Here is a 21336-nt window from a genome sequence, read left to right as displayed (position 1 = left end):
GATCGCGGTGCACTATTTCGCGGGTGCGGATCGCGATTTCCACATCTCGCAGATCGATATGCGGTTGCGAAATCTGCCCGCCCCGTGGAAATTCGCCGTCTGCACCGGCGAAACCCTGGTGCCGGCATCCTTCGCGCGGAATTTCCAGGCCGGCCGGGCCGTCCCGATCGCCGTATTACCCGGGCTCGAACATCTCCAGGCCGAACTGCCCGAGCGAAACGATCCGGAGATCGTGGATCACCTGCTCGCTGCGGGCTGGGAGAGTTTCCACGGCACTCTGCGCGCATTCGTCTCGATCGAGGACGAGGCGGACCAGGCGGTGCTGTTCCGCTCGGTGGACGACGACTATCTGTTGAGCGCTCCGATCGACGACACCGTGAACGGTGCCGTGCCCGAACGGTTGTCGGCCTCGGACCCCCGGCCGTACCGATTCGGGATCGTCGGTACGGCGGTCGTCCTGGAACAACCACTGCCACCGCCCCTCTCGTCGATCTCGGCGGAGCAGGTACAGGTGGCAGCGATCGCACTGGCCGAGCAGGCGTGTCGATATCGCGTGCCGCTGCCCGAGCCCGAAACACCACCGGGCGCCGCGTCGTCCGACGGCGAAACCTTCCTGACCCGAACGGCTCCCGCGCTGTCGGCCGTCTCCGTCGACCTCGGCTGGCGGCTGCGACCGGGGACGAGCCCGGACTTCGATCTCGACGCGAGCGCGATAGCGGTCGGATCCGGCGACCGAGTCCTGTCCGACGACTGGTTCGTGTTCTACAACAATCCGCGGACCCCCGACGGATCCATCCGGCATTCCGGTGACCGTACGACGGCCGAGTCGATCGAGGTCGATCTCGCCACGCTCCCGGAAACGGTGACAGCCGTGGTCTTTCCGCTGTCGATCTACGATGCCGAGGCGCGGGGACATTCGCTGGACGCCCTCGCCGCGGCATACGTACGGGTCGCCGATCGGCGCGACGGCGCCGAACTCGCCCGCTACGAGGTACCGGCCGGGGCGTGGCACGGAACCGCCCTGGTGGCCGGCGAATTGCGCCGCGAGCAGGACGAGTGGCTGTTCCGCGTGGTCGGCCGCGGCTGTCCGGACGGACTCGCGGAGATAGCCCGAACCTACGGCGTGCACGTCTGATGAGCGGGCCCAAGGGAATTCGATACGAGATAGCCCGTGAACAGCGGCTGGCCCAGTCGGCCGCCCGGCGCTGGCGGGCCCTCGCCGGCCGGGCCCGCGCGCAGGCGGCCCGTTGCGCCGAATGCGGTGTCGAGGCGGTGAAGGTCGCCGCGACCGATGCGCCCGATGGTGATTCGGCCGCGATCACCGCCGAATGCGAGCGGCTGGAGCGGGCCATCGACGCGGCCGGACACCGGCTCGACGCGGTGCTCGCCGAACGGCGCTCGCGGCGGGTGGCGCAGGAGCTGGGCCCCGCGCTCGCGGCCCTCGCGGCCCGGGAAGACACACCGATCGTTTCCGTGGCGCACCCGGTCGCGCCGCGATCCACCGACGTGCCCGCGCGGGTCCGCCGGATGCTGCAGTCGCTGCTCGAACCGTCGGCGGAACTCACCGGGTCCGCGAGCCGGATACTCGGCTGCGATCCGGCCCGCGCCGAGTTGCTGCTCGCGGATCTCGACGTCCGGATCCGGGCGGCCAATGCGCACACCACCGCACTGCTGGCCGATCGGACCGCACTGCACGAGCTGGAAAGTGAGCTCGTGGAGCTGATCGACCCGGCGCCGGTCGCCGCGCTCCTGCGTGCGGCGGCCGGTGCGCTCGACCACAACCGGAGCGCGGCAGCACTTCTGGACACCGCGCGCCGGACTCTCGCCGAGCGGCGCGACCGTGAGCAGCACCTGCGGGATCGGGAGTTCGTCCGGTCCGCGGTGCATGCGACCTTCGATGCGCTCGGCTACCTCGTCGCGGATGTCGAGCTGGCCACCGCGGACGATATCGTGCTGCGCCGCAACGATTCCCGTACTCATGCCGTGCGGGTGACGATCGCGGCGGACGAGATCGGCGTACGCACGGTCCGGACCGCCGCCGCGCCGGACGCCGCCGCCGACACCGCCGCGGACACCGCGTTGTGTGCCGATCTGGACGAGCTGCTCGCGGGCCTGGGTGCGCGGGGCGTGCTCCCCGGTCGCGTCCGCGGCGCGCCGCCCGGGTTGGTGGCGCCGCGTCCGGTCACCGTCCGTGCCGCGAAACCGGCTGGCCGGAAACGTCGTTCGCGAGAGAGCGAGGAACGCGGATGACCGCCGCGCAGGCGTCGCCGATCGACGATCTGCCGGCCTGGCTGCGCGAGGTCGACGTCGCGCTGGCGGCCAACCCGCAGTTGCTGCTCACCGGCAATCTGCGGGACCTCGTCCTGTGGCCGCGGCCGGACGCCGGGCACCCACCGATGATGCCGGTGGTCGACGCGCTGCTCGCGTTGCTGGAGCTGGCGGGTCATACGAACGTCGTCGTCGCCGACCCCGTGGACGGCGCGCGTGCCGCGCTCGATACCGGCGGATTCGCCGGTCGCCTCGTCACCTCGCTCCGGTCCGGCCCGGCGCCCCTGGTCGACGTTCTTCCCGAACTGCTGGCCGCGGTCGTCACCGCGGAGCAACCCTGCTGCCTGATCGTCGACGGTGCGTCCCGGCTGGTGCCCGAGAACGATTTCAGCACACCCGAATTGCACCGGGTGCTGGTGGCCGCCGAGAAACTGATGGCCACGGCGCCACGGGTGGCGGTGCCCGGACCGCACCGAACGTCGTTGTACAACACCGTGTTCTGGCTGCTGGACCGGGAAGGCGACCTGCCGCACTGGCTGATCGGGGAGTACACCCGCGTCGTGTCGATCCCGATGCCCGGATTGGCGCAACGAGCGGATGCGGTGCGCACTCTCGTCGGCTCGCTGCCGGACGCACCCCCGGCGGCGGACGAGCAGGCGCGGGCCGCGATCGTGACCCGCTACGCCGAGCAGACCAGCGGCCTCACCCTGCGTGCGATCCGGGAGATCAACCGGCTGGCGATCGATCGGCGGATCCCGGCCGCCGAGATCGCCGACGCCGTCCGGACCTTCCGGATCGGCGTGCCGGACAACCCGTGGCAGGACGCCGCGCTGAAGGATCGGATCCGCCGCGGCGTCGAACTGCTCGGTCGCGATGTCCTCGGTCAGCCGGCCGCCGTCCGCAAGACCGTCGACATCCTGATCAGATCGGCCATGGGCCTCACCGGCGCGCAGACCAGTGGAAACGGCTCCCGCCCACAAGGTTTGCTGTTCTTCGCCGGACCGACCGGGGTGGGTAAGACCGAATTGGCCAAGGCGATAGCCGAACTGGTCTTCGGCCGGAAGGACGCGTTCCTGCGCTTCGACATGAGCGAGTTCTCCGCGGAGCACACCGAGGCCCGGCTGATCGGCGCGCCACCCGGCTACACCGGGCACAACAGCGGTGGTGAACTGACCAATGCCGTACGGCAGCGCCCGTTCCAGCTCATCCTCTTCGACGAGATCGAGAAGGCGCATCCGCGCATCCTGGACAAGTTCCTGCAGATCCTGGAGGACGGCCGGCTCACCGACGGTACCGGTGCGACGGTGTTCTTCTCCGAGACACTGATCGTGTTCACCTCCAACCTCGGTGTGTACCGCACCGACGAGTCGGGCGAGCGCCGGGCGGTGATCACCCGGGGCAGCGAGTACGGTGCGGTCGAGGCCACGGTGCGCGCTGCGGTGGCCGACCATTTCACCCGCGTCATCGGCCGCCCGGAACTGCTCAATCGGATGGGCGACAACATCGTGGTGTTCGACTTCATCTCCGAGGAGACCGTCCGCGCGCTGGTGCCGAAATTCGTGTGCAATGTGGTCCAGCGGGTCCGCGACGCCACCGGCATCGTCGTGTCGGTGGCGCCACGGGTGCTCGATCAACTCGTCGAGGGCGCCCTCACCAGGCTGGAATTCGGTGGTCGCGGTGTCTCGACGACGGTGGAGACCCTGCTGGTGAACCCACTGGCCCGCTCCCTGTTCGAAACACCGCCGGCGGCGGGCCGATTGGCGGTCACCGAGCTGGTGCCGGGTTCCGAGGGCTGGTCGGTGGTGTGCAAATGACCGAGTTGTCGTTGTCTCGCCTGCACTATCCGGTGCACAATCTCGGATTCGGGCGGCGTGCCGGAATCTGGTTCCAGGGCTGCACGATTCGCTGCCCCGGCTGTATCTCGCGGGACACCTGGTCGTTCCGCGCACCCGGTGCCTGCGACACCGACGATGTGCTGGCCTGGCTGGACGGACTACCCGCAGACGAGGTCGACGGCGTGACCATCAGCGGTGGGGAGCCGACCGACCAGCCCGCAGCGCTGCGCGCACTGCTGGACGGTATCGCCCGCCGGCGAGCGGCCCGTGCCGCACCGGTGGATGTGCTGCTCTACTCCGGACGCGAGTCGCAATCGCTGCTCGGGCAGTACGAATGGCTGTCGGCGACGGTCGACCTGCTGGTCGCCGAGCCCTTCCTGGCGGACCGGGCGGGTGCGCACGCGTTGCGCGGATCCGGGAACCAGGTGGTGCACAGATTCACCGACCTGGCCCGGAAGCGTTATCCCGCAACGACGTTCGAGGCCGATTACGCGAGTCAGCGCCGCAGCGTCGGGGTGCGCGTCGAAGGACAGTCCGTCTGGATGGTGGGCATTCCGCTGCCGGGCGATCTGAACCTGTTGCGCGCCGGCCTGTCCGCACGAGGAGTCGAGGTGATCCGCACATCATGGCCGACCTGACCATCGATCCGGTGAGCTGCCCCCGGTGCGGGCGATCACTGGACCGCTCGAGCTATGTCCAATGCCCGGACGACGGTGAAGACCTGTGGGGCAGCGTTGCTCGTGCCGCGGCGACCGCACGGCCGCCGAATGCGGTGCCGCACACCATCCTCGACGCCGGGAGAAGCGCCGTGGTGATCCGGATCGCGATCTCCGGCAGCGAATTCGTCATCGATACCGGATCCGCGCTGGGCCTGGGCCGCGACGAGCAGTATCCCACCGCCGCGGCCTTCGCCGCGCACGGGAACGTCTCGCGCTACCACGCCGTCCTGCGATTCGACGGAACGGATCTGTTCGTCACCGACACCAGGTCGACGAACGGAACCTTCGTCGACGGGACCCGGCTCGCCGTCGGCGCCGAATACGAGTTGCGTCCCGGGCAGGCCCTGCGGCTGGCCGCCGACGTCGAGGTGGATGTGCGGTGGCAGCGGTGACCCGGATCCGCGTCACCGCCGTCACCCATCGCGGACTCATCCGGGCCGGCAACGAGGATTGTCTCGGCTGGAACGGATGGTCGTGCGCCGGCGGAGCGCCGGCGCCGTTCCGGCTGGACCTGGACATCACCCGGCGCACCGTGATCGTCGTCTGCGACGGTATGGGCGGCCACGCGGGTGGTGTCGAGGCGGGCCGGATGGCCTGTGAGCTGCTCACCGATCCGCTCGCCCCCGAAACCGCCGATCCCGCGGCCGACCCGGCCACGGCGATACGCGCACTGCTGCAACGGGTTTCCGACACCCTCAACGACACCGCCGCCGCCCGACCGGAACTGGCGGGGATGGGCTGCACCGTCGCCGGTCTCGCGATCGAACCCGACGGCACCGCACTGGTTTTCAACGTCGGCGATTCGCGGGCCTACCGCCGCGAGGGCCGCTACCTCGCGCAGCTGACCGTGGACCACCGCCGCCCCGGTTCGAACCGGCTCGTGCAGGCTCTCGGCGGCGGCCGGCGCCTGATCCTCACCCCGGACTTCTTCACCTGTCCGCTGCCCGCCGCCCCCGGAATCCTGTTGTGCACCGACGGACTCGACGACTACGCCGAGCCGGCCGCCGTCGAAGCCGCCGCGCTGACCGAGACCGGTGATCCGGTGCCGCGGCTGCGCGACCTCGCGCTGGCCGCCGGCGGCGGCGACAACGTCACGATCGTGGGGGTCGAAACACTCACGCCCGCAGTGGGTTCCGGCACCGCCGCGGGTGCCCGCCACGACCGGCCCACCGATTCCGGAGTATCCCGATGACAGAGCCGAATTCAGCGACCACCAGACTCGACGGGCCGCGCGCGCACGCCCCGGCCGGCCCACCGCCCACCCGCATCGACGCACCCGGCGTCGCCGCACCCGAAGCCGAATTCCGCCGGGAGAACCTGCCACCCGGCCTGGCGGCCCGGCTCAGCATGGGCGTGGAACTCGGCCGGGGCGCGGAGGCCTCCGTCTACCGATGCCGGGATGCCGAGGGAAACGAGTTCGCGGTCAAGCTGTTCCGGAACGCGCCCCGCTATGCCACCGATTTCGGCTCCGCCGAATATCGCGAGCACTTCCGGCCCGAGTACGCCGTGCAGGTCACCGAGCGCGGGGTGGATCACGAGGTGCACTACGAGGTGATGGAGTACTGCCGCTTCGGCACGCTGGACGCGCTGCTCCACCGCAACGGCGGCTTCGGCGACCACGCCGCCGCCGTCGAGGTGCTGTGGCAGGTCGCGACGGCACTGCACGGTATGCAGCGGGCCGGCAACGCGCGGGTGCTGGTGCACGGCGACGTCAAACCGAGCAATATCCTGGTCCGCGCCGAGCGGCCATTGGACCTGGTACTGAGCGATTTCGGACTCAGCGTCGATCTGGGCGATCGGTCGAAGCTGACGAACTTCGGTGCGGTGACCGCCGCCTACTGCGCTCCCGGCGCGACACAGTACGTGACGCCGGAGGCGGACTGGTGGAGCGTCGGCATGGTCATGTTCCACGTGCTGGCCGGCCGGGCCTACTTCCAACGCGACGACGAGGACGGCGGCTTCATCGACGAACGCACGGTCGAACACGAACTCACCGTCCGGGACGTCTCGCTCGCGGCACTGGATTCCGTCGAACTGGCCGGCGCGGACCGCGAGCGGTGGAAGCTGCTGCTCGCCGGCCTGCTCACCCGGGATCCGCGGCGGCGCTGGGGTATGGCCGAGGTGTCGGCCTGGCACGACGGCGGCAGCCCGCCGGTGCACCGCGCTACCGCGGACGAGGCGGCCGGCGCCGACGTGCCGCCACACCGGCACCGCGCGTCGATCCCGCACCCGCTGCCCGGTGTCGGGCAGTTCTTCCGGGCCGACGAACTCGGCGCGGCGATGGCCGCGCATCCCGAGGCCGCGGCGCGGGCGCTGGCCGGGCGGGGACTGCAACAGCTGCTGAGCTGGCTCACCCACGAGGCGGAATTCGAGGCCGCCTTCACCGATCTGCGCTCGTACGGCGCGGAGTGGGGGCCGGACGAACTCGCCAGCTATTTCGTCGCACAACTCGCCCCCGATGCGCCGGTCGGTTATCGCGGCAGGCCGGTCGGTACGCACGCCGAACTGCGGATGCTGGCCCTCGACGCCGCCGCGGCGGACGATGCCCGCGAGTTGTTCCGCACGAATCTGCTGGGCTGCCTGGCCGGGCCGGACCGGACCGAGCACAAACTGGTCGACGCGAATTGGCACGATATCGAATCGCAGGCACGGGCGATGGCCGATGCCCGCGCGATCGTGCTGGACGACGCGGCGCGGGCGCACATCATCCGTTTCGCGCTGCTGCTCGCGGCGTCGGACGACGCATTCGTCGACGACTATCTGCGCACCGTCCGGCGCGATGTCGCGGCGGCCGTGGCGGCGCACGCCGACGAGATCGAATGGTTCGCCACGCTCCGCAGGGATGTCGACGCATGACCACATCGGATGCCCGCCACGGCAATTCGCGACTGGCCGCCGTGGTGCTGCTGCACGCCGGCGCCGGCCTCGCCCGCACGGAGGTCGAGCGGCGCCACGACGATCGGGACGCGTTGCGCAACGAACGCCGCCTGGCCGAGGCCGACGTGCACCGGCAGGAGCTGGCCGACCGGGAGCAGAGCCGCCGGCGCCGGGCCGGCCCGCTCCGTGAGTCGGACAAGGCCGTCCTGACGCTGGCGATCGCGCTCGCGATCACGGTGCTGGCGCCGTACCTGATCGGCCACTTCCTGATGCGGAAGACCGGGCTCATGGCACCGGATCCCGCGGTGTACGACGGCGCGGTGCGTTCGCTCGGCGACTATTTTCCGGCCGACTATTTCGCCGGGGTCGCCGTCCTGGCCGCCCTCACCGCGATTTTCCTGTTGGTCCGGCCGTGGCACCATAGGGTGCCGTCGGTCGTGACCGGGTGGGTTCTGGTGTTCGCGCTGTTCGCATTCCTGCTGCCGAAGGCAGCCGAGAGCTGGCAGCACGGCGAACGGGTTTCCGCCGGTAAACTCGCGTCGACCGCATTTCCCTTCGGGTCCCGCTATTACCAGTGCGATTCCTACCGGTATTCGATCGACTGGAAGGAAGGCGGCCGGGAAACGTGGCAGATATATCTCACCCAGGAATCCGGTTTCGCCGGTCGCGGCTGCAACCGTGTCGCGGTGTACGCCGGATGGCATCAGGTAGGTGAGTTCACGACCACCGACGGTGACACCTTCGTGCCGAACAGCTGGGACAACACCGACATATCCCGAGGTGGTTTCAACCTGACGACCATTCGAATCTCGGTGCGGACCGCGCGGAACGGGACGCTGGGGTTCTCCCTGGAAGATGCCCGGAACAACCGATTCGCGCTGCGATATTGATGCCGCCGTGGCCGTCCTGTCGGCCGAACGGTGGATACTCCCCGGACATTCCACCGGGCTACCGTGGTTACATTCCCCTCGCACGGTGTTCTCGAAACCCGTTGCGGGCCATCGTATCTCATGAGGTGACTCCGATATGCCGGTCGATCGCGAAACCGACGAACGCCCGGCCGGGGCGCGCGTCGATCTGCGGAAGCGGGCGAAACCCGACCCGGTCCGGCCGCCGGATACCGCGACCGGTGCGCCGGGGCCGCCGGAAACCGCCACTCGGACCGAGGCGACGACGACCGTCGGGGAGCCGCTGCGGTTCCGCCCGCCGATCCGGCGCAGCACCACACCCCCACTGGGCATCGTCGCCGCGACCGTCGGTGTGGTCGCCCTGGTGCTGGTGGCGGTCGTCCTCGGCTCGCACGGCGGTGGCTCGCACGGCGGCGACTCGTACAGTGGCGGTTCGCCCGCCGCCGGTTCGGAGCAGCGGACCGGCGTGGCCGCGGCGGCCGCCGCCACCGCCTGCTCCGCCACCTCGCCCGGCGGCACGGTCACCGGCATCGTGGCCCGGGGTGACGCGCTGGACATCACGGTCGCGATCACCGCCGGATGCGCCGGCGGCGACGCACTGTCGGCGCCACGGGCGCAGCTGACCGTCTCCGTCGGCTCGCTCCCGATCGCGGCCGGCCTCGTCGATCTGCCCGCCACCTCCGGCGCACGCGCGCAGATGGTCCACGTCTTCCGCTTTCCGGCTGGAACCTATTGGCGGACACCGGATCTGATCGGGTCGCCGACTGCGCTGCGGGTCACCTTCGCACGGACGTCGGCTGCCGTGGACCGGACCGCCGCCGCCGGCGGCACCGAGCCGATCCCGGTGACACCGGCAGCCGAGACGGATGCCGAGTCGATCGCGCGCGCGGCCCTGCCCGCGATCGCCGACGCGGACCGGCCCGCGGTGGCCGGTCAGTTGGCGGATCGGTGGGTGCCGCAGCTCAGTTCGAAGGAACACGGCAGGTTCGCGGAGGGCATCACCTGGAACGACGCCGAGATCCTGCGCGAACATCTGCAACTGCGGCTGCGCTATCCGAACGTGCGGCTGGTGTGGTCGGGATCGTGGTCCACGTTCAGCGGCCAGTACTTCTGGATCACCTCCGCCGGCGTGACCTTCGCCGACGCCGGCGGTGCGCTCGACTGGTGCCGATCGAATCAGCTGGACCCCGACCACTGCTACGCCAAGGTGATCAGCACCACGCACCCCGTCGACGGCAGCACCGCGTTCCAGCCGGGCTGAGCGCCAGTACACCGCGAACCATGTGGAACCCGAAAGGCTCACCCGTGCAACCACTTCGAACCAGTGAATCGACCACCGCCGACGAGTCCACCGCGGCCGGCGCCGCCCTCCCGGTGCTGGCGCGGCGCGGCGAACTCGCCGAACGGATCGATCGGCAGCGGGTCGCCGCGGCCGCGGCACTGAGCGGCCTGCTGACCCGGATCAGCGCTCGCACCGACGAACTCATGCCGGCCACCGAGGCGACCGAGCGCCGGATCGACAAGACGCTCGAGATCTCCCGCCGATCGCTGCACGAGGCCCATGAGGCCATCCGTACGGCGATGGTCGAGAAATACCAGTTCGAATACAACTGGAACGCTTATCAGCCGAATTCGTACGAGGTCGTTGCCGGCGATGCGAGCGCCTGGCTGGCCGAGGCGGAGGCGACGCTCGGATCCATCCAGAACGCGGGTTTCCAGTTCACCAGGGTGCGGCGAATGGAGGTGCGGCACCGGCTCGTCACGCTCGCCCAGATCTCGTTCAACGAATTCCCGTCCGCGCTGAGCGGAGTCGAGGCCACTGCCGCGAATTCCATGGCCGCGCTGTACGAGTCGGCGTTCACCGACTTCCGCGGGCGGGTGAATGCCGCTGTGGCACAGAATCTCACGCACTTCACGGCGGTCGAGGCGCCCGGCGTCGCACCGGTCCTGCCGGAGGCAGGCCCGTGCTGGCAGGCCGCCGAGGCCGAGGCGATCGAACCCTCGGTATCCCGGCTGCTGTGCCCGATCGGACTGGTGCGGCCGACCCGGATCCAGCTCGACACCGCACTGGAGATCCCGGATCCGCCCGGCGGTGTGCACACCCACCGATTCGGGTTCGCCCTCGACGGGGTCCCGGAGATCCCCGCGCTGCTGGATCTCGACGAATGCGGCGGCCTGGTCACCGACGACGCCGCGGTGGTGGAGAACCTCACCCTCGATCTGCTGGCCGCCCTGCCCGCGGGCCGGCTCGTCATCGATGTCGTCGATCCGGCGCAGGTCGGCGCGTCACTGAACTTCCTGTACGGCCTGGGCGAGGCGGGCGAGAAGATCTACGGCCAGAAGGTCTGGACCGCACACAATGTCGGTGAACTGCTCGCCGAACTGGAGAACCACGTCGCATTCGTCACCCAGAAGTACCTGCAGGGCACGCACGAAACGCTCACCGACTACAACCGGGCGGCCGGTGAGGTGGCCGAACCCTACCGTCTGTTGCTGCTGTTCGATCATCCGCAGGCGTTCACCCGCGACGGAAAATCCTATGACGACGAGGCTTTCGCCCGGCTGGAGCGGCTCGCGACCGTCGGCCGCCGGGCGGGCGTGCTGATCGCGGCCACCGTGCGGGACCGCAACACCCGCGGCCTCGGCGCGCTCGCCACCGCGTTCACCCGTGGTGAGGACGGTGCCCTGGTCACCCGGCTCGGTCTGCCACGCGGCGTCGCCGCCACCCGGTTCGTCCGAGAGAGCAGCCTGGAGTGGCAGTTGCATCCGTATCCGCGCCCCACGGACCGGACCCGCGCCGCGGTGCTCGCCCACGTCGAGCGGACGCTGGCGAAAGCGGCCGACACCAGGGTCGATCCGGGGCGGGTGGCCGAACTGGCCGACGCGGCGGCACAACGTGCCGCCGCCACGAGCGGCGACGCCGTCGAGACCGTCGCCGACCCGCGGGACCCGCGAACCTGGTGGCGGGGTGCGGTGGAGGATCGCGTCGTGGCCCGCTTCGGCCGGGCGGGAGCCGCCGGGGTGGCCGAACTGCGGCTGGACTCCGTCGGCGCCTCGAGCGCGCTCATCGGCGGGCGCACCGGCTCGGGCAAATCGGTGCTGCTGCACTCGATCATCCTCGGCTTCGCATTGCAGTACGCACCACCGGATCTCGAGTTCTACCTGATCGACTTCAAGGAGGGTGTCGAGTTCAAACCCTATGCCACCGGGGCACTTCCGCATGCCAAGGTGGTCGCGGTGGAGACCAACCGCGATTTCGGCATCAGCGTCCTGGAGAGCCTGGATGCCGAAATCGCCCGTCGTGGAATGCTTTTCAAGAATGCCGCGCAGGGGCAGCTGGAGATCGGGCGCTATCGCCGCGCCACCGGCGACCGGCTGCCGCGGATCGTGCTCGTCATCGACGAGTTCCACATGCTGCTCGAACAGGACGACAGCACCTCGACGCGCGGTGCGGAACTGCTGGACCGGATCATCCGGCAGGGCCGGGCCTTCGGGGTGCACACCCTCCTCGCCTCGCAATCGGTTTCCGGCGGCGGGCAGAAGATCCGTACCGCGCTCAACCAGATTCCGATCCGGCTGGTCCTCGCCAGCTCCACGCAGGACTCCGAACTGCTTCTGGCCGAGGGTAATTCGGACGCGCAGCTGTTGTCGAAACCCGGTGAGGGCATCATCAACACGCACGGCGGACTGCGGGAGGCCAACAACCGCTTCCAGTGCGCCTACTGGTCCACCGAACTGCGCGCGGAGCTGATCGACGAGCTCAGGTCGGCCGACGAGCAGGCGGGCCGTACCGGCAAGCCGGTCGTCTTCGAGGGCGATGTCCCGGTGGCGGTCGAGGACTTCGCCCCCGAGCTGTTCACCGAATCGCAGCCGACCGGGACGCTGCGGTTGCCGATCGGCGCGCCGATGTCGCTGGCACCGCCGGTGACGGTGCAACTGGAGCGGCAACCGGGCAACAATGTGTTGGTGGTCGCGCAATCCGCGCTCGGGGTACTGGCGATCGCCGTGGCCGCGCTGCTGGCCGCCGGAGTCCGGGTCGACTACCTCGATTTCGCAGCCGTCGACGCCCGCTCCGAGGACACCTTCACCCGTCTGCGCGCGGCGGGGGCGCAGGCGAATCATCGCCGCAAGCTGGGCGATGTACTCGACGCCCTGCGTACCGAGATCACCGAGCGCACCGAGCTGGACGACTACGCCGCGCCTGCCCGCGTGCTGGTGCTCATCGGCGTGCATCGGGCGCGCGAGCTGAGTCCGGACAGTTTCGATCCCGACAGCGAGAGCGGCCGGCTCGCCGACGTGTTGCGGCGCGGTCCCGAGGTCGGCGTGCACGTCATCGCGTGGGGTGATCGGAACGCCTCGCTCGAGCGGCGTTTCGATCACGAGGGTTTCCGGCAGTTCGGGCACAAGGTGCTCGGCACCGCGAGCGAGGACGATTCGCGCACGCTCATCGACTCCGAGGTGGCTTCGTCCCTCTCGCCGAATCAGCTCGCGGTCGACGACTACGACAACGCCCGGACCACGATCGTGCGGCGATTCGACGAGCCGTCGCCGGCCTGGTTCGACCGGCTGCTCACGCCCGGGAGCGACGACCGTGGCTGATACCGCACGCAACGATCCGGAGGTCGTGCGGCGGCTCGGCCGGGCGCTGGACCGCTACGCCAAGGATGCCGGGATCGGCTGGGACACGGTGAGTTTCGCGCAGGAGCGGGTGGACCGGGAGATCGCCGCCGAGACCGACGCCCGCCGGCGCCGGGTGGATCACGCCCGGCGGGACTACGAGTACTGCATGCGAGGCGAGGCCGACTGCTCGGCCGAGAGACGCGAATTGGACCGGGCCGAAACGGAACTCGCGGCGGCCCGCCTGGCCCGGCGTCTGTTCGACACGGCCGCGCGGGAATACGGCGTCGCGGCACGCAGTTTCGCCCGGGTCGTCGATGCGGCGACCGGTGACACGAAGCGCGTACTCGGCGCGATCGCCGTGGATCTCGACCGGTATCTGCGCGCCGGCTCGGCCGCTGTGGGCGCCGCGGCGGTCTCCGCGACGGTGGTCGTCCGCGACACCGGCCCGGTCGCTCCCGGCGCCGCGGGACCCGATGTGGCGCCCGTGACGATCGAGCGCCCGCCCGGATTCCCGGACGGTTTCGGCATGGTCCCGCTCGCATTGATCGACACGACCGGCAGCGCGGTACACGGCCCGGCCGATTTCCCGGCGGATGTGAGCCCGGCCGACCTCGAATGGGGTCTGGACGCGTTCTTCCGGATCATCGTGCCGGCGTTGGCGCTCGGCCGGGATCTCGACTATTTCCGGAACCGGGATACCATCGAAAAACGTGTCGGCGCACGCAGTTACGCCGATACCTACACCGGCTTCCTGGGCCGCGACAACGCACCCCGGCTGGTCCGCCGCACCGACGGCCGGTACGGCGTCGAGAACGGCTACCACCGGATCTGGGTCGCGCAACGGATGGGATTGGCGACGATACCCGGAGAGGTGATCGAACCGTGAGCAGGCTGTATGCGGGCATCTCGATCTTCGAGGCGAACTCCCGCGCCCGGGTCCAGGCCGAACGAGAGGCCGGGCAGATCTGGCGGGACACCGTCCTGCGCAGGCTCACCGAGCGGAATCTGGAACCGCTCGCGGATGCGGAACGCCGATTCCTGACCGCATTGGCGGATTTCGACCGGTCGATCGCCGGCGCCCTGCGCGAACTCGGCAAACAGTGAACCGTCGGCAGAAGGAGGACTCATGGGCAACGTACAGGCGAATCCGGACTCGCTGCGCCAGTTGAAGAACGATATCGACCGGTCGCAGCGCGAGATCAACGCCGCCGTCACTCGGCTGCGATCCTCGTTGAAACGAGCGGAGTGGCGCGACAGTGTGAAGGACAAATTCGAGCGCGATCTGGAACAGATCCTGCGCACGGTGTCGGCGTTCGACAACAACGCCAACCAGTTGAAGTCGTATCTGGACAAGAAGATTCAACTTCTGCAGACGTATCAGGGCAGGTGAGCTCCTCCTGTACGGGCCGAACCGCCGTGGTCGGGGGGCCACCGGCGAAGGGCGCGGATCGTGACCGGCGCGACGATCTGTTCGGTAACGGTGGCCGCCGAGGCTTTCGGAGATCTCGTCCTCGCGGTGCACGCGGCGGCCGAGCAACGTGGTATTCCGCCGGCGCAACGCTGGCGGTACGACAACGTGATCGGCCTCGGCACGCCGCGCCTGCGCGATCTTCCGCTCGGGAACATCCCCGCCGCCGCGGGCACGGCCCGGCCGATCGTGGCGCTGACCGCGATCGCCCATCATCGGATCTCGGTCGACGTCGTCTTCGAACTCGACGCCTGCGGCGCGGTCGCGCGATTCCGCTGTGCCACAGCGACTTCGGAAATCAGCGCGGCGCAACGGTCGTGGGCGGAATTCCTCGCGGTCACCACCTCGGCGCTGCTGACCGCGGGTGATGTCGGGGCACGGCTGCACTGCGGGTGCGGCGGTGCCGACGAATGATGCTGTGATACTGCGTGATTCGCTGATTCACAGTTGATCGATGCGGATCAGCCCGTCCTGCAGGGCTCTGGCCACGAGGGCGGCCTTGGTCGGCGCCGGTCGCCCGACGGCGCTGTACTTGTCCCGGATCCGGGACAGATGCGTGTTGACCGTGCCCAGCGAAATGTACAGTCGGCGACCGACTTCCAGCTTCGAGTCACACGCGAACCAAGCCAGCAGGACAGCAACCTCGCGGCGGCTCAACGACGGGCGCTCGCGGTGGATCGTCTCGTCCGAATGATCAGCGGCGACAGGCATGATGTCCGTCCTCCCTGTGCGACAACTACTTAACCATGAAATCGCCGACGAGCCGTTCAGGTCACTCCGCGAGCGGGACCGATCGGGCTCGGCTGAGACTGGATAGTCTCGCCTGGGTGGTAACGGCCGGACCCCCGGACCGGATCACATGATGACAAGGCCGGAAGCACACAACGCCGCGGCCGGAATCACCAGGGGGAGGAGCAGGCGATTTCCACCGATGATCGTGTCGTCCGAGATCTCGTTCAGACCGGTTTGCAGTTGATCGTCGAACAACCGGGCCGGTTGCTCGACGGCGGTCTGCGCAGTGAGGACGTCATCAACTCCGCGAATTCCTCGCACGCCACCTTCTATCGGAAGTTCACGGCGAAGCCGCGATATCTGGCCGCGGTGCTCGATCGGCTGGCCGACACCGCGACGTTGCTACCCGCCGACGTCCGGGGCGAGGCCCACGCGGTGCTGGCGGCCGCCGGCGGTGATCGGCGGCAGGCCCTGCGCGCGCTCATCCAGACTCATTTCGACGCCTTGTTCGAGGAGGCGGTGGGCACTCGGCGACTGCTCGCGTCGATGCTCGGCACCACGGAACCGAGTGCGGCCCGGACCATCCGGGCCGGCTATCAGCACGGTGATCAACTCATCATGCAGATCTTCGAGGTCTTCTTCGCGCACAGCGGCGTGACCCTGCGCAAGCCGTTCACCATGCGCAGCTTCTGTCTGGTGATCACCGCACTGCTGGAGGGCTTCCTGGTCCGCAGCCGCAGCGAACCACAGTCGGTGACACCGGAATTGGTGGCCGACGCGATTCTCGCGGTGCTGGGCATCGCCGTCGACAGCAGGCAACAGCACGGGCACATCGACGACGTGCTCACCTCCATCGCGGCGCCGCGCGGCCTGTCCGTACGCCTGCCCAGCGAGCCGCGGGTGGCCTTGTTGAAGGCGGCCCGCAACGAATTCACCAAACGCGGGTATTTCATGGCGACCGTCGAGGCCATGGCCGAGGAGGCGGGGGTGCCGCTCGACGCCGCACTCCGAATTTTCCCGACGAAACTGCATGTCATCGTCGGCGCCCTGAAATCGCACTACGACAAGCTGGCCGAGGCCATCGCCGACGACGTCGCCCTGGGGCGCGGTGTCGTCACCGTCGTGGAACGCCATTTCCTGCGCTGTGCGCGCCTGGTCGAATCGGAGCGGCCGTTCATGGATGCGCTCCTGGCGGCCGTCGCGCACGACACCTACGCCGAACCGGACGGGCTGCTGTCGATCAAACGCGAACTGAACTTTCCCGGACTCCTGTTGCCCCTGCTGGAGCAGGGGCAACAGGAGCGGATTCTCGTCACCGATCAGTCCGCTGCGGATCTTGCTGCGCTGCTGACCAATACGCTGCTCCTACGCTGCTTCACCCGTCGTAACGCGAGTCCGGAACAGAACGCGGCGTTCGTCTCGCGGCTCGTACTCGACGGATTGCGCGGGAGGTGAGCCGATCATCGCAGGGTGGTCCGCAGCCACTCGATCGAGGCGGTCAGCCATTGCCCGAAATGTTCCATCGCACAATGGTCGTCGTTCGAGTAGAGCCACAGCACGGCATGCCGTGCCCGGGTGGCGAGCCACACCGAGTCCCGCACGTCGGTGACGGTGTCCGCGGCCCCGTTCACCACCAGCAGCGGTATCTCGATGCGCATGCCGGACCGCTTCAGCGACAGTGCGCGCAGTTTCGTGCCCATCGCCGCGGCGCCGCCGGCGCCGAGCGCCCGAATCATGGCCCGCAGCAGCACTTCCGGGACACCGACCACACCGGTGGCGCCGAAGCTGCGATGCACCGGCGGGCCGGCGGCCACCGCGCAGCGCAGGCGTGGATCGGTGGCGGCCATCCGCGCCGACCAGTAACCGCCGAAACTGAGGCCGAACATGCCGATTCGACTGCCGTCGACCCGCGGATGTGCGACCAGCCGATCCAGGACGGCGGCGTAGTCGCGGACCGGGTCGGTGGACGGTCGGCCCACCGCGTACGCGCCGGGCATCTCCATCACCGCGAAGCCGATTCCGGTGTGCCGGTAGCGCAGCAGCGACAGCACCAACTCCTGTGCCGTGCCGTCCAGCCCGTTGGTGACCAGCACTGTCGGACAACGGCTTTCGCCCGACGGGAAGATCGTCCAGATGCGGACCGGCCCGTCGGTACTCGGGATGTCCACCGTCTCCACCGCACACCCCAGACCCGGTGCCGACGCGGTCAGCAGGGCGAGCAGTAACCGCTGCGACCGCAGGTGCGCGGCCATCCGGGCGGGGGTGTGGCCGGGCCAGGCCGCGATCAGGTCGTAGCCGATCGCGGTCAGCAGGGCGTCCGCGGCGCGGGCGGCCCAGATCGCATGTTCGTCGATCGCCGCACCGGCCGTCGCCGAGCGGGCGAAGCGTTCCGTTCGCCGCGGTATCCGCTCGGCGCCGCGATCGGCGACGAATCCGGCCGCGGGGGCCAGCAGCCGCCCGAGGTCCGCGACGGCCGCGGTGTGGTCCGGCGCCAGCAGGGCGGCCACCGTCGGCGCCGCAGTGCCCGTGGCCGTGGCCAACTCGGCGAGCAGACCGTCGGCGGTGGCCATGTGCCGCTCCGCGATCCGGCTCCAGTGCCCGCTCCATCCGGCATCGGTGAACGAGCGGACGCGGTCGAGCTGCCCGGCGAACCGATCCGGTGTGGTGCCGGCCCAGCCCGCGAAGCGCCGGACCGAGACGTCCGGCACCAGCGGCCGGGTGCCGCACCGCCGGGCCACCCACTCGGTCGTGCCGGTGAGCGTGCACAACGTGACGAGTGCGCGTGTTCCTGTGCTCATCGCCGTACCCCCTGCGCGCGCCGGGCCGGTTGCACTACGTTGTGCGCATGACCGAGAGTGCGTCCGGAGTCCGGGAACTTCTCGACCGCGCCGAGCTCACCGAGCTGGTGACGCGGATCGGCCGGTGCCTGGACACCCAGGATTTCGACGGTTTGGCGCGCGTGTACGCGCCCGACGCGGAGTTCACGATGCCGGGTGCGGTGTGCACCGGCGTCGCCGACATCGTGGATGTGGCGCGGCGTGGCCATGAAATGTTCAGTGCGACTCAGCATTTCGTTACTCCTGCGGCGATCGAGCCGGACGCCGACCGGGCCGCGGTGCTCGCGAACGTGCTCATGGCCGGTGTTCCGGCCGACGGCTCGCAGACCCGGATGTTCGGCAGCCGTTACGAATTGACCGCGGTGCGCGGTGCGGACGGCTGGCGGTTCGTGACCCATGTCATCACCCCTGTGTGGGATCGTCGGTCGCCATAGCGGCGAGGAAGTCGGCGCGGTCCAGCTCGTTCCACCGCGTTGCGGTATCGGCGGCCGCTCCCAGCAGTGCTCGGTCCAGATCGACCCGGAACCGACCGGACGGCAACGGATCTCCGCACACGATCAGCCGGGCGGCGTAGGCGGCGGTCGCCCCGGCAACGGTGGCGGCGGTGCCCAGCTGCGGCCAGGACCGCAGCGAGGCGCCCACCTCCGTCAGCGAGAACCGGGTTCGCGGTGTGATGTCGGCACCGACGATGCGCGCGGCCGTCGCGGCGCGCCGGCGTGGATCGGTGCTCGCCTCCGGCGCCGGATCGGGCACGGCCTCCGCCGCCCCGTGCAGCAACGGGTAGGCACGATCCAGGTCGAACCGTTCCACGTCGAGAATCACGTTGTCCCCGTTGTCGGTTGCCATCACCACCGGGATTCCGGCGGCGCGCGCCCGGCGGCGGACGTCGATCTTCGCCGCGGCGTCGTCCATCTCCTCCACCAGCACCGCGAGCGGTTCACCGCCGGGGTTCAGGCCGAGGAACTCGTCCACGGTGTCCGCGGTGATGCCCTCGTCGAAGACGGAAACCTCTGCGTAAGGGTCGAGTTCGAGAACGCGGCGGTACGCGAGCGTCGTCTTGCGCATCCCGATGTCACAGACCGAGGCGGGCAGCCGGTTCAGGTTGGTCAGGCCGAGCCGGTCCGGGTCCGCGATCCGGAACCGGCGCGCACCGGTCAGCGCGCAGACCGACAATGCCGACGCGCCGACGCTCAATCCGGCGACGCCGATCGGCGCGGCGGCCCAGCGGGCCTGTTCCAGGTCGTCGATCAGGTGCCGGTTGCGGGTCGTGCACAGCCGGTAGTGGGTCACCGCGTTCGTCATCTTCACCACGAGGCGGCGGTACTCGTACACCACGTAGCGCACGTCGATCGGACCGGCCGCCGGATCGAGTGCCCGATATTCCTCGACGGCCGGCGTCCAGGCGTCGACGAGCCGATAGCCGGGCCGGGCGAGCACCGCGGCGATGCGGTCGCCGTCACGGGCGGGATCGAGAATCTCCATCATGCGTCGCCTCCGACGTACTTGAATTTGGTGTGGTACCGGAACCGCTTGCCGCCGAAGGGCACCAGGGTGACGATCGGCTCCGCGGCCGAGCCGAGTTCGGCGTGCAGCCGGCGGTATTCGCTGTTGGTCCGATCCAGTTCGGCCACCACGCGTTCCCGGAGCAGGTCGCTGAAAGTGACTGTGGCTTCGACGTTTTCGCACAGCTCGACCTGCAGGTCGAGGGTCTGCGCGAAGTTGCCGTCGGTGCGCGTGGCGAGCGCGAACTTGCCGGTCACCGTGGTGAGTACGCCGGGATCCTGCATCGCGGTCACAATGCTGTCGGGATAGATCTTGACCGCGTAGTAACTCGCCGCGACGTCCGATCGGCCACGCAGCGCCAGGAATGCCGCGTTGCGCGTCGACGTCCGGATCGGGAGCCGATGGCCGCAACGGTGTGCGATATCGGCGACCCGGCCGGGGGTCAGGATGGCGCCCTCGTCACTGATCCGGTACCGGATCAGGGGCATCGCCGAATCGACGGTGAACAGGAACCGGCCGTCCGCGTCCACCTCGGTGTAGCGGCGCTGCGGATCGTATTCGACGAAGGTGGGCAGCAACGGGTCCGAGCCGAACAACGCCGCGGCGAAGGCCGGATCACGGTGTGCCAGTCGGCGGATCGCGATGGTGGCCGGGGTCTCGTGACCCATGACACCCGCGTCCGCGGTGCCGTAGATGAGGCAGATCCGATGCGGCTCTTCGGTTTTGCCGATGCGGTCGAGGATGTGATCGCGCCATTCCTCGGTGATGCGCTCACCGGCGAGCAGAATCGCCAGGTCCAGCTTCAGGACCCGGTGGTCGGCCCGGTCCAGGGCATCCTTGATGAACGGCGGGTACCCGGCGAGCACGACCTGCTCGTAGTCGGGGCCCAGGTCGGAGATGCTGGTCAGGAAGGCCTCGAGGTCGATGCCCGGCGTGACGACCGACAGTTTGTGGCCACGCCGCCGTAGTTCCGGCACAGCCTGCAGGGTGTAGGTGCCGCCGATCCAGTTGCCCATGGCGAAACCGACGACCAGGAGCGTCTCGCGCAGGTGCGAGCCGAAGTTCTGCCGGAAGATCCGGTCGTAGCAGTCGGCACTGTCCTCCAGCGAGAGGTGTTCGCGGGGCCAGTAGGTCGGTGTGCCGGAGGATCCCGAACTCGCGGACCAGGTGCCCGCGGCGACCGGGTCGCCGCCCCACAGGAGCGCGGCGCGGGGATACCGGCGCAGATAGTTGGTCTTGGTGACCGCGGGAATCCGGGCGAAGTGTTCGGCAGTGGTGATCGACTGCGCGTCGATTCCGTTCTCCGCCAAGAACTCCTGATAGGCGGGGACGTCGCGGGCCGCGCGCCGGAAGGTGGCGAGGGCGTGGCCGGTGCCGGGCGGATCGCCGGCGGCCACCGGCAGATGCTCTGTCATCGGGGTGAAACTCCTTCTGTGGGGCGAGGATCCGTCGTCCTCTGCCCGGAACACCGATCCCCCCGGTGGTCGCTGTCGCCTGTTCGTCGGATAGTCGGCGGGCATATCGCTGCCTACGCTGAATCCGTCGGGATTCCACGAATCAGGAGGAACT

The 21336-nt window shown here is 69.4% G+C and carries 20 protein-coding genes; 16 read left to right on the top strand and 4 right to left on the bottom strand.

All coding sequences use genetic code 11. From position 1 onward, the window contains the following. Positions 1-559 precede the first annotated feature (559 nt). The 14 genes from G361_RS51255 (at position 560) to G361_RS0132230 (ending at position 15109) form a co-directional block, all read left to right on the top strand. Positions 560-1135 carry a TerD family protein gene (locus G361_RS51255; RefSeq protein ID WP_369798031.1) on the top strand — a complete coding sequence of 192 codons (576 nt, stop codon included), beginning with the start codon at positions 560-562 and terminating at the stop codon, positions 1133-1135. Beyond that, positions 1135-2250: a hypothetical protein gene (locus tag G361_RS49880; RefSeq protein WP_019931276.1), complete on the top strand. Its 1116-nt coding sequence runs from the start codon at positions 1135-1137 to the stop codon at positions 2248-2250. The genes G361_RS51255 and G361_RS49880 overlap by 1 nt, the downstream gene beginning before the upstream one ends. Continuing rightward, positions 2247-4082: an AAA family ATPase gene (locus G361_RS0132285; protein ID WP_019931275.1), complete on the top strand. Its 1836-nt coding sequence runs from the start codon at positions 2247-2249 to the stop codon at positions 4080-4082. Before G361_RS49880 ends, G361_RS0132285 begins: the two co-directional genes overlap by 4 nt. Beyond that, complete coding sequence (locus G361_RS0132280) at positions 4079-4741, top strand: radical SAM protein (RefSeq protein WP_019931274.1); 663 nt, start codon at positions 4079-4081, stop codon at positions 4739-4741. The genes G361_RS0132285 and G361_RS0132280 overlap by 4 nt, the downstream gene beginning before the upstream one ends. Then, positions 4729-5214, top strand: a complete 486-nt coding sequence (locus G361_RS0132275; protein WP_019931273.1) for an FHA domain-containing protein — start codon at positions 4729-4731, stop codon at positions 5212-5214. The genes G361_RS0132280 and G361_RS0132275 overlap by 13 nt, the downstream gene beginning before the upstream one ends. After that, on the top strand, positions 5202-6014 hold the full coding sequence (locus G361_RS0132270) for a PP2C family serine/threonine-protein phosphatase (RefSeq protein ID WP_019931272.1): 813 nt from the start codon (positions 5202-5204) through the stop codon (positions 6012-6014). Before G361_RS0132275 ends, G361_RS0132270 begins: the two co-directional genes overlap by 13 nt. Next, positions 6011-7678: a protein kinase domain-containing protein gene (locus G361_RS0132265; RefSeq protein ID WP_019931271.1), complete on the top strand. Its 1668-nt coding sequence runs from the start codon at positions 6011-6013 to the stop codon at positions 7676-7678. Before G361_RS0132270 ends, G361_RS0132265 begins: the two co-directional genes overlap by 4 nt. After that, positions 7675-8589: a hypothetical protein gene (locus G361_RS0132260; protein WP_019931270.1), complete on the top strand. Its 915-nt coding sequence runs from the start codon at positions 7675-7677 to the stop codon at positions 8587-8589. The genes G361_RS0132265 and G361_RS0132260 overlap by 4 nt, the downstream gene beginning before the upstream one ends. A gap of 136 nt (positions 8590-8725) precedes the next feature. Then, positions 8726-9868 carry a hypothetical protein gene (locus G361_RS47495; RefSeq protein WP_019931269.1) on the top strand — a complete coding sequence of 381 codons (1143 nt, stop codon included), beginning with the start codon at positions 8726-8728 and terminating at the stop codon, positions 9866-9868. 44 nt (positions 9869-9912) lie between these two features. Beyond that, entirely contained in the window at positions 9913-13206 is a 3294-nt protein-coding gene (locus G361_RS0132250; protein ID WP_019931268.1) for an FtsK/SpoIIIE domain-containing protein, read from the top strand. Further along, a complete protein-coding gene (locus G361_RS0132245) occupies positions 13199-14113 on the top strand; it encodes a hypothetical protein (protein ID WP_019931267.1) in 915 nt (304 codons plus the stop codon). Before G361_RS0132250 ends, G361_RS0132245 begins: the two co-directional genes overlap by 8 nt. Further along, the gene (locus G361_RS0132240) at positions 14110-14331 is read left to right on the top strand and encodes a hypothetical protein (RefSeq protein WP_019931266.1); all 222 of its coding nucleotides are present in this window, start codon (positions 14110-14112) and stop codon (positions 14329-14331) included. Before G361_RS0132245 ends, G361_RS0132240 begins: the two co-directional genes overlap by 4 nt. Before the next feature lie 22 nt (positions 14332-14353). Next, positions 14354-14617 (top strand): hypothetical protein, encoded by a 264-nt coding sequence (locus G361_RS0132235; protein WP_019931265.1) that lies wholly within the window; start codon positions 14354-14356, stop codon positions 14615-14617. 60 nt (positions 14618-14677) lie between these two features. Then, positions 14678-15109 carry a hypothetical protein gene (locus tag G361_RS0132230; RefSeq protein ID WP_019931264.1) on the top strand — a complete coding sequence of 144 codons (432 nt, stop codon included), beginning with the start codon at positions 14678-14680 and terminating at the stop codon, positions 15107-15109. A gap of 27 nt (positions 15110-15136) precedes the next feature. Here G361_RS0132230 and G361_RS0132225 read toward each other — a convergent pair whose 3' ends face one another. Continuing rightward, positions 15137-15406: a LuxR C-terminal-related transcriptional regulator gene (locus G361_RS0132225; protein WP_019931263.1), complete on the bottom strand. Its 270-nt coding sequence runs from the start codon at positions 15404-15406 to the stop codon at positions 15137-15139. Between the two features lie 261 nt (positions 15407-15667). Here G361_RS0132225 and G361_RS0132215 point away from each other — a divergent pair, with 261 nt between their 5' ends. Beyond that, a complete protein-coding gene (locus G361_RS0132215) occupies positions 15668-16882 on the top strand; it encodes a TetR/AcrR family transcriptional regulator (RefSeq protein WP_231387172.1) in 1215 nt (404 codons plus the stop codon). A gap of 5 nt (positions 16883-16887) precedes the next feature. Here G361_RS0132215 and G361_RS0132210 read toward each other — a convergent pair whose 3' ends face one another. Continuing rightward, a complete protein-coding gene (locus tag G361_RS0132210) occupies positions 16888-18225 on the bottom strand; it encodes a S9 family peptidase (protein ID WP_019931260.1) in 1338 nt (445 codons plus the stop codon). A gap of 47 nt (positions 18226-18272) precedes the next feature. Here G361_RS0132210 and G361_RS0132205 point away from each other — a divergent pair, with 47 nt between their 5' ends. Beyond that, on the top strand, positions 18273-18698 hold the full coding sequence (locus G361_RS0132205; protein WP_019931259.1) for a nuclear transport factor 2 family protein: 426 nt from the start codon (positions 18273-18275) through the stop codon (positions 18696-18698). Here the strand turns inward: G361_RS0132205 and G361_RS0132200 are convergent. Together G361_RS0132200 and G361_RS0132195 are read right to left on the bottom strand one after the other, a co-directional pair. Further along, the gene (locus G361_RS0132200; RefSeq protein ID WP_026343762.1) at positions 18667-19749 is read right to left on the bottom strand and encodes a ThiF family adenylyltransferase; all 1083 of its coding nucleotides are present in this window, start codon (positions 19747-19749) and stop codon (positions 18667-18669) included. The two genes, G361_RS0132205 and G361_RS0132200, sit on opposite strands and share 32 nt — an antisense overlap. Then, the gene (locus G361_RS0132195) at positions 19746-21182 is read right to left on the bottom strand and encodes a phenylacetate--CoA ligase family protein (protein ID WP_019931257.1); all 1437 of its coding nucleotides are present in this window, start codon (positions 21180-21182) and stop codon (positions 19746-19748) included. The genes G361_RS0132200 and G361_RS0132195 overlap by 4 nt, the downstream gene beginning before the upstream one ends. Positions 21183-21336: the final 154 nt, after the last annotated feature.

The sequence above is a fragment of the Nocardia sp. BMG111209 genome, from assembly GCF_000381925.1.
Lineage (GTDB): Bacteria > Actinomycetota > Actinomycetes > Mycobacteriales > Mycobacteriaceae > Nocardia.
This window is presented reverse-complemented; position numbering and strand designations above follow the sequence as displayed.

Bases quoted from the DNA above. Each gene is read 5' to 3' on its own strand.
- G361_RS49880 (WP_019931276.1), top strand. From the start codon at position 1,135: ATGAGCGGGCCCAAGGGAATTCGATACGAGATAGCCCGTGAACAGCGG.
- G361_RS0132285 (WP_019931275.1), top strand. From the start codon at position 2,247: ATGACCGCCGCGCAGGCGTCGCCGATCGACGATCTGCCGGCCTGGCTG.
- G361_RS0132280 (WP_019931274.1), top strand. From the start codon at position 4,079: ATGACCGAGTTGTCGTTGTCTCGCCTGCACTATCCGGTGCACAATCTC.
- G361_RS0132275 (WP_019931273.1), top strand. From the start codon at position 4,729: ATGGCCGACCTGACCATCGATCCGGTGAGCTGCCCCCGGTGCGGGCGA.
- G361_RS0132265 (WP_019931271.1), top strand. From the start codon at position 6,011: ATGACAGAGCCGAATTCAGCGACCACCAGACTCGACGGGCCGCGCGCG.
- G361_RS0132260 (WP_019931270.1), top strand. From the start codon at position 7,675: ATGACCACATCGGATGCCCGCCACGGCAATTCGCGACTGGCCGCCGTG.
- G361_RS47495 (WP_019931269.1), top strand. From the start codon at position 8,726: ATGCCGGTCGATCGCGAAACCGACGAACGCCCGGCCGGGGCGCGCGTC.
- G361_RS0132235 (WP_019931265.1), top strand. From the start codon at position 14,354: ATGGGCAACGTACAGGCGAATCCGGACTCGCTGCGCCAGTTGAAGAAC.
- G361_RS0132225 (WP_019931263.1), bottom strand. From the start codon at position 15,406: ATGCCTGTCGCCGCTGATCATTCGGACGAGACGATCCACCGCGAGCGC.
- G361_RS0132210 (WP_019931260.1), bottom strand. From the start codon at position 18,225: ATGAGCACAGGAACACGCGCACTCGTCACGTTGTGCACGCTCACCGGC.
- G361_RS0132205 (WP_019931259.1), top strand. From the start codon at position 18,273: ATGACCGAGAGTGCGTCCGGAGTCCGGGAACTTCTCGACCGCGCCGAG.
- G361_RS0132200 (WP_026343762.1), bottom strand. From the start codon at position 19,749: ATGATGGAGATTCTCGATCCCGCCCGTGACGGCGACCGCATCGCCGCG.
- G361_RS0132195 (WP_019931257.1), bottom strand. From the start codon at position 21,182: ATGACAGAGCATCTGCCGGTGGCCGCCGGCGATCCGCCCGGCACCGGC.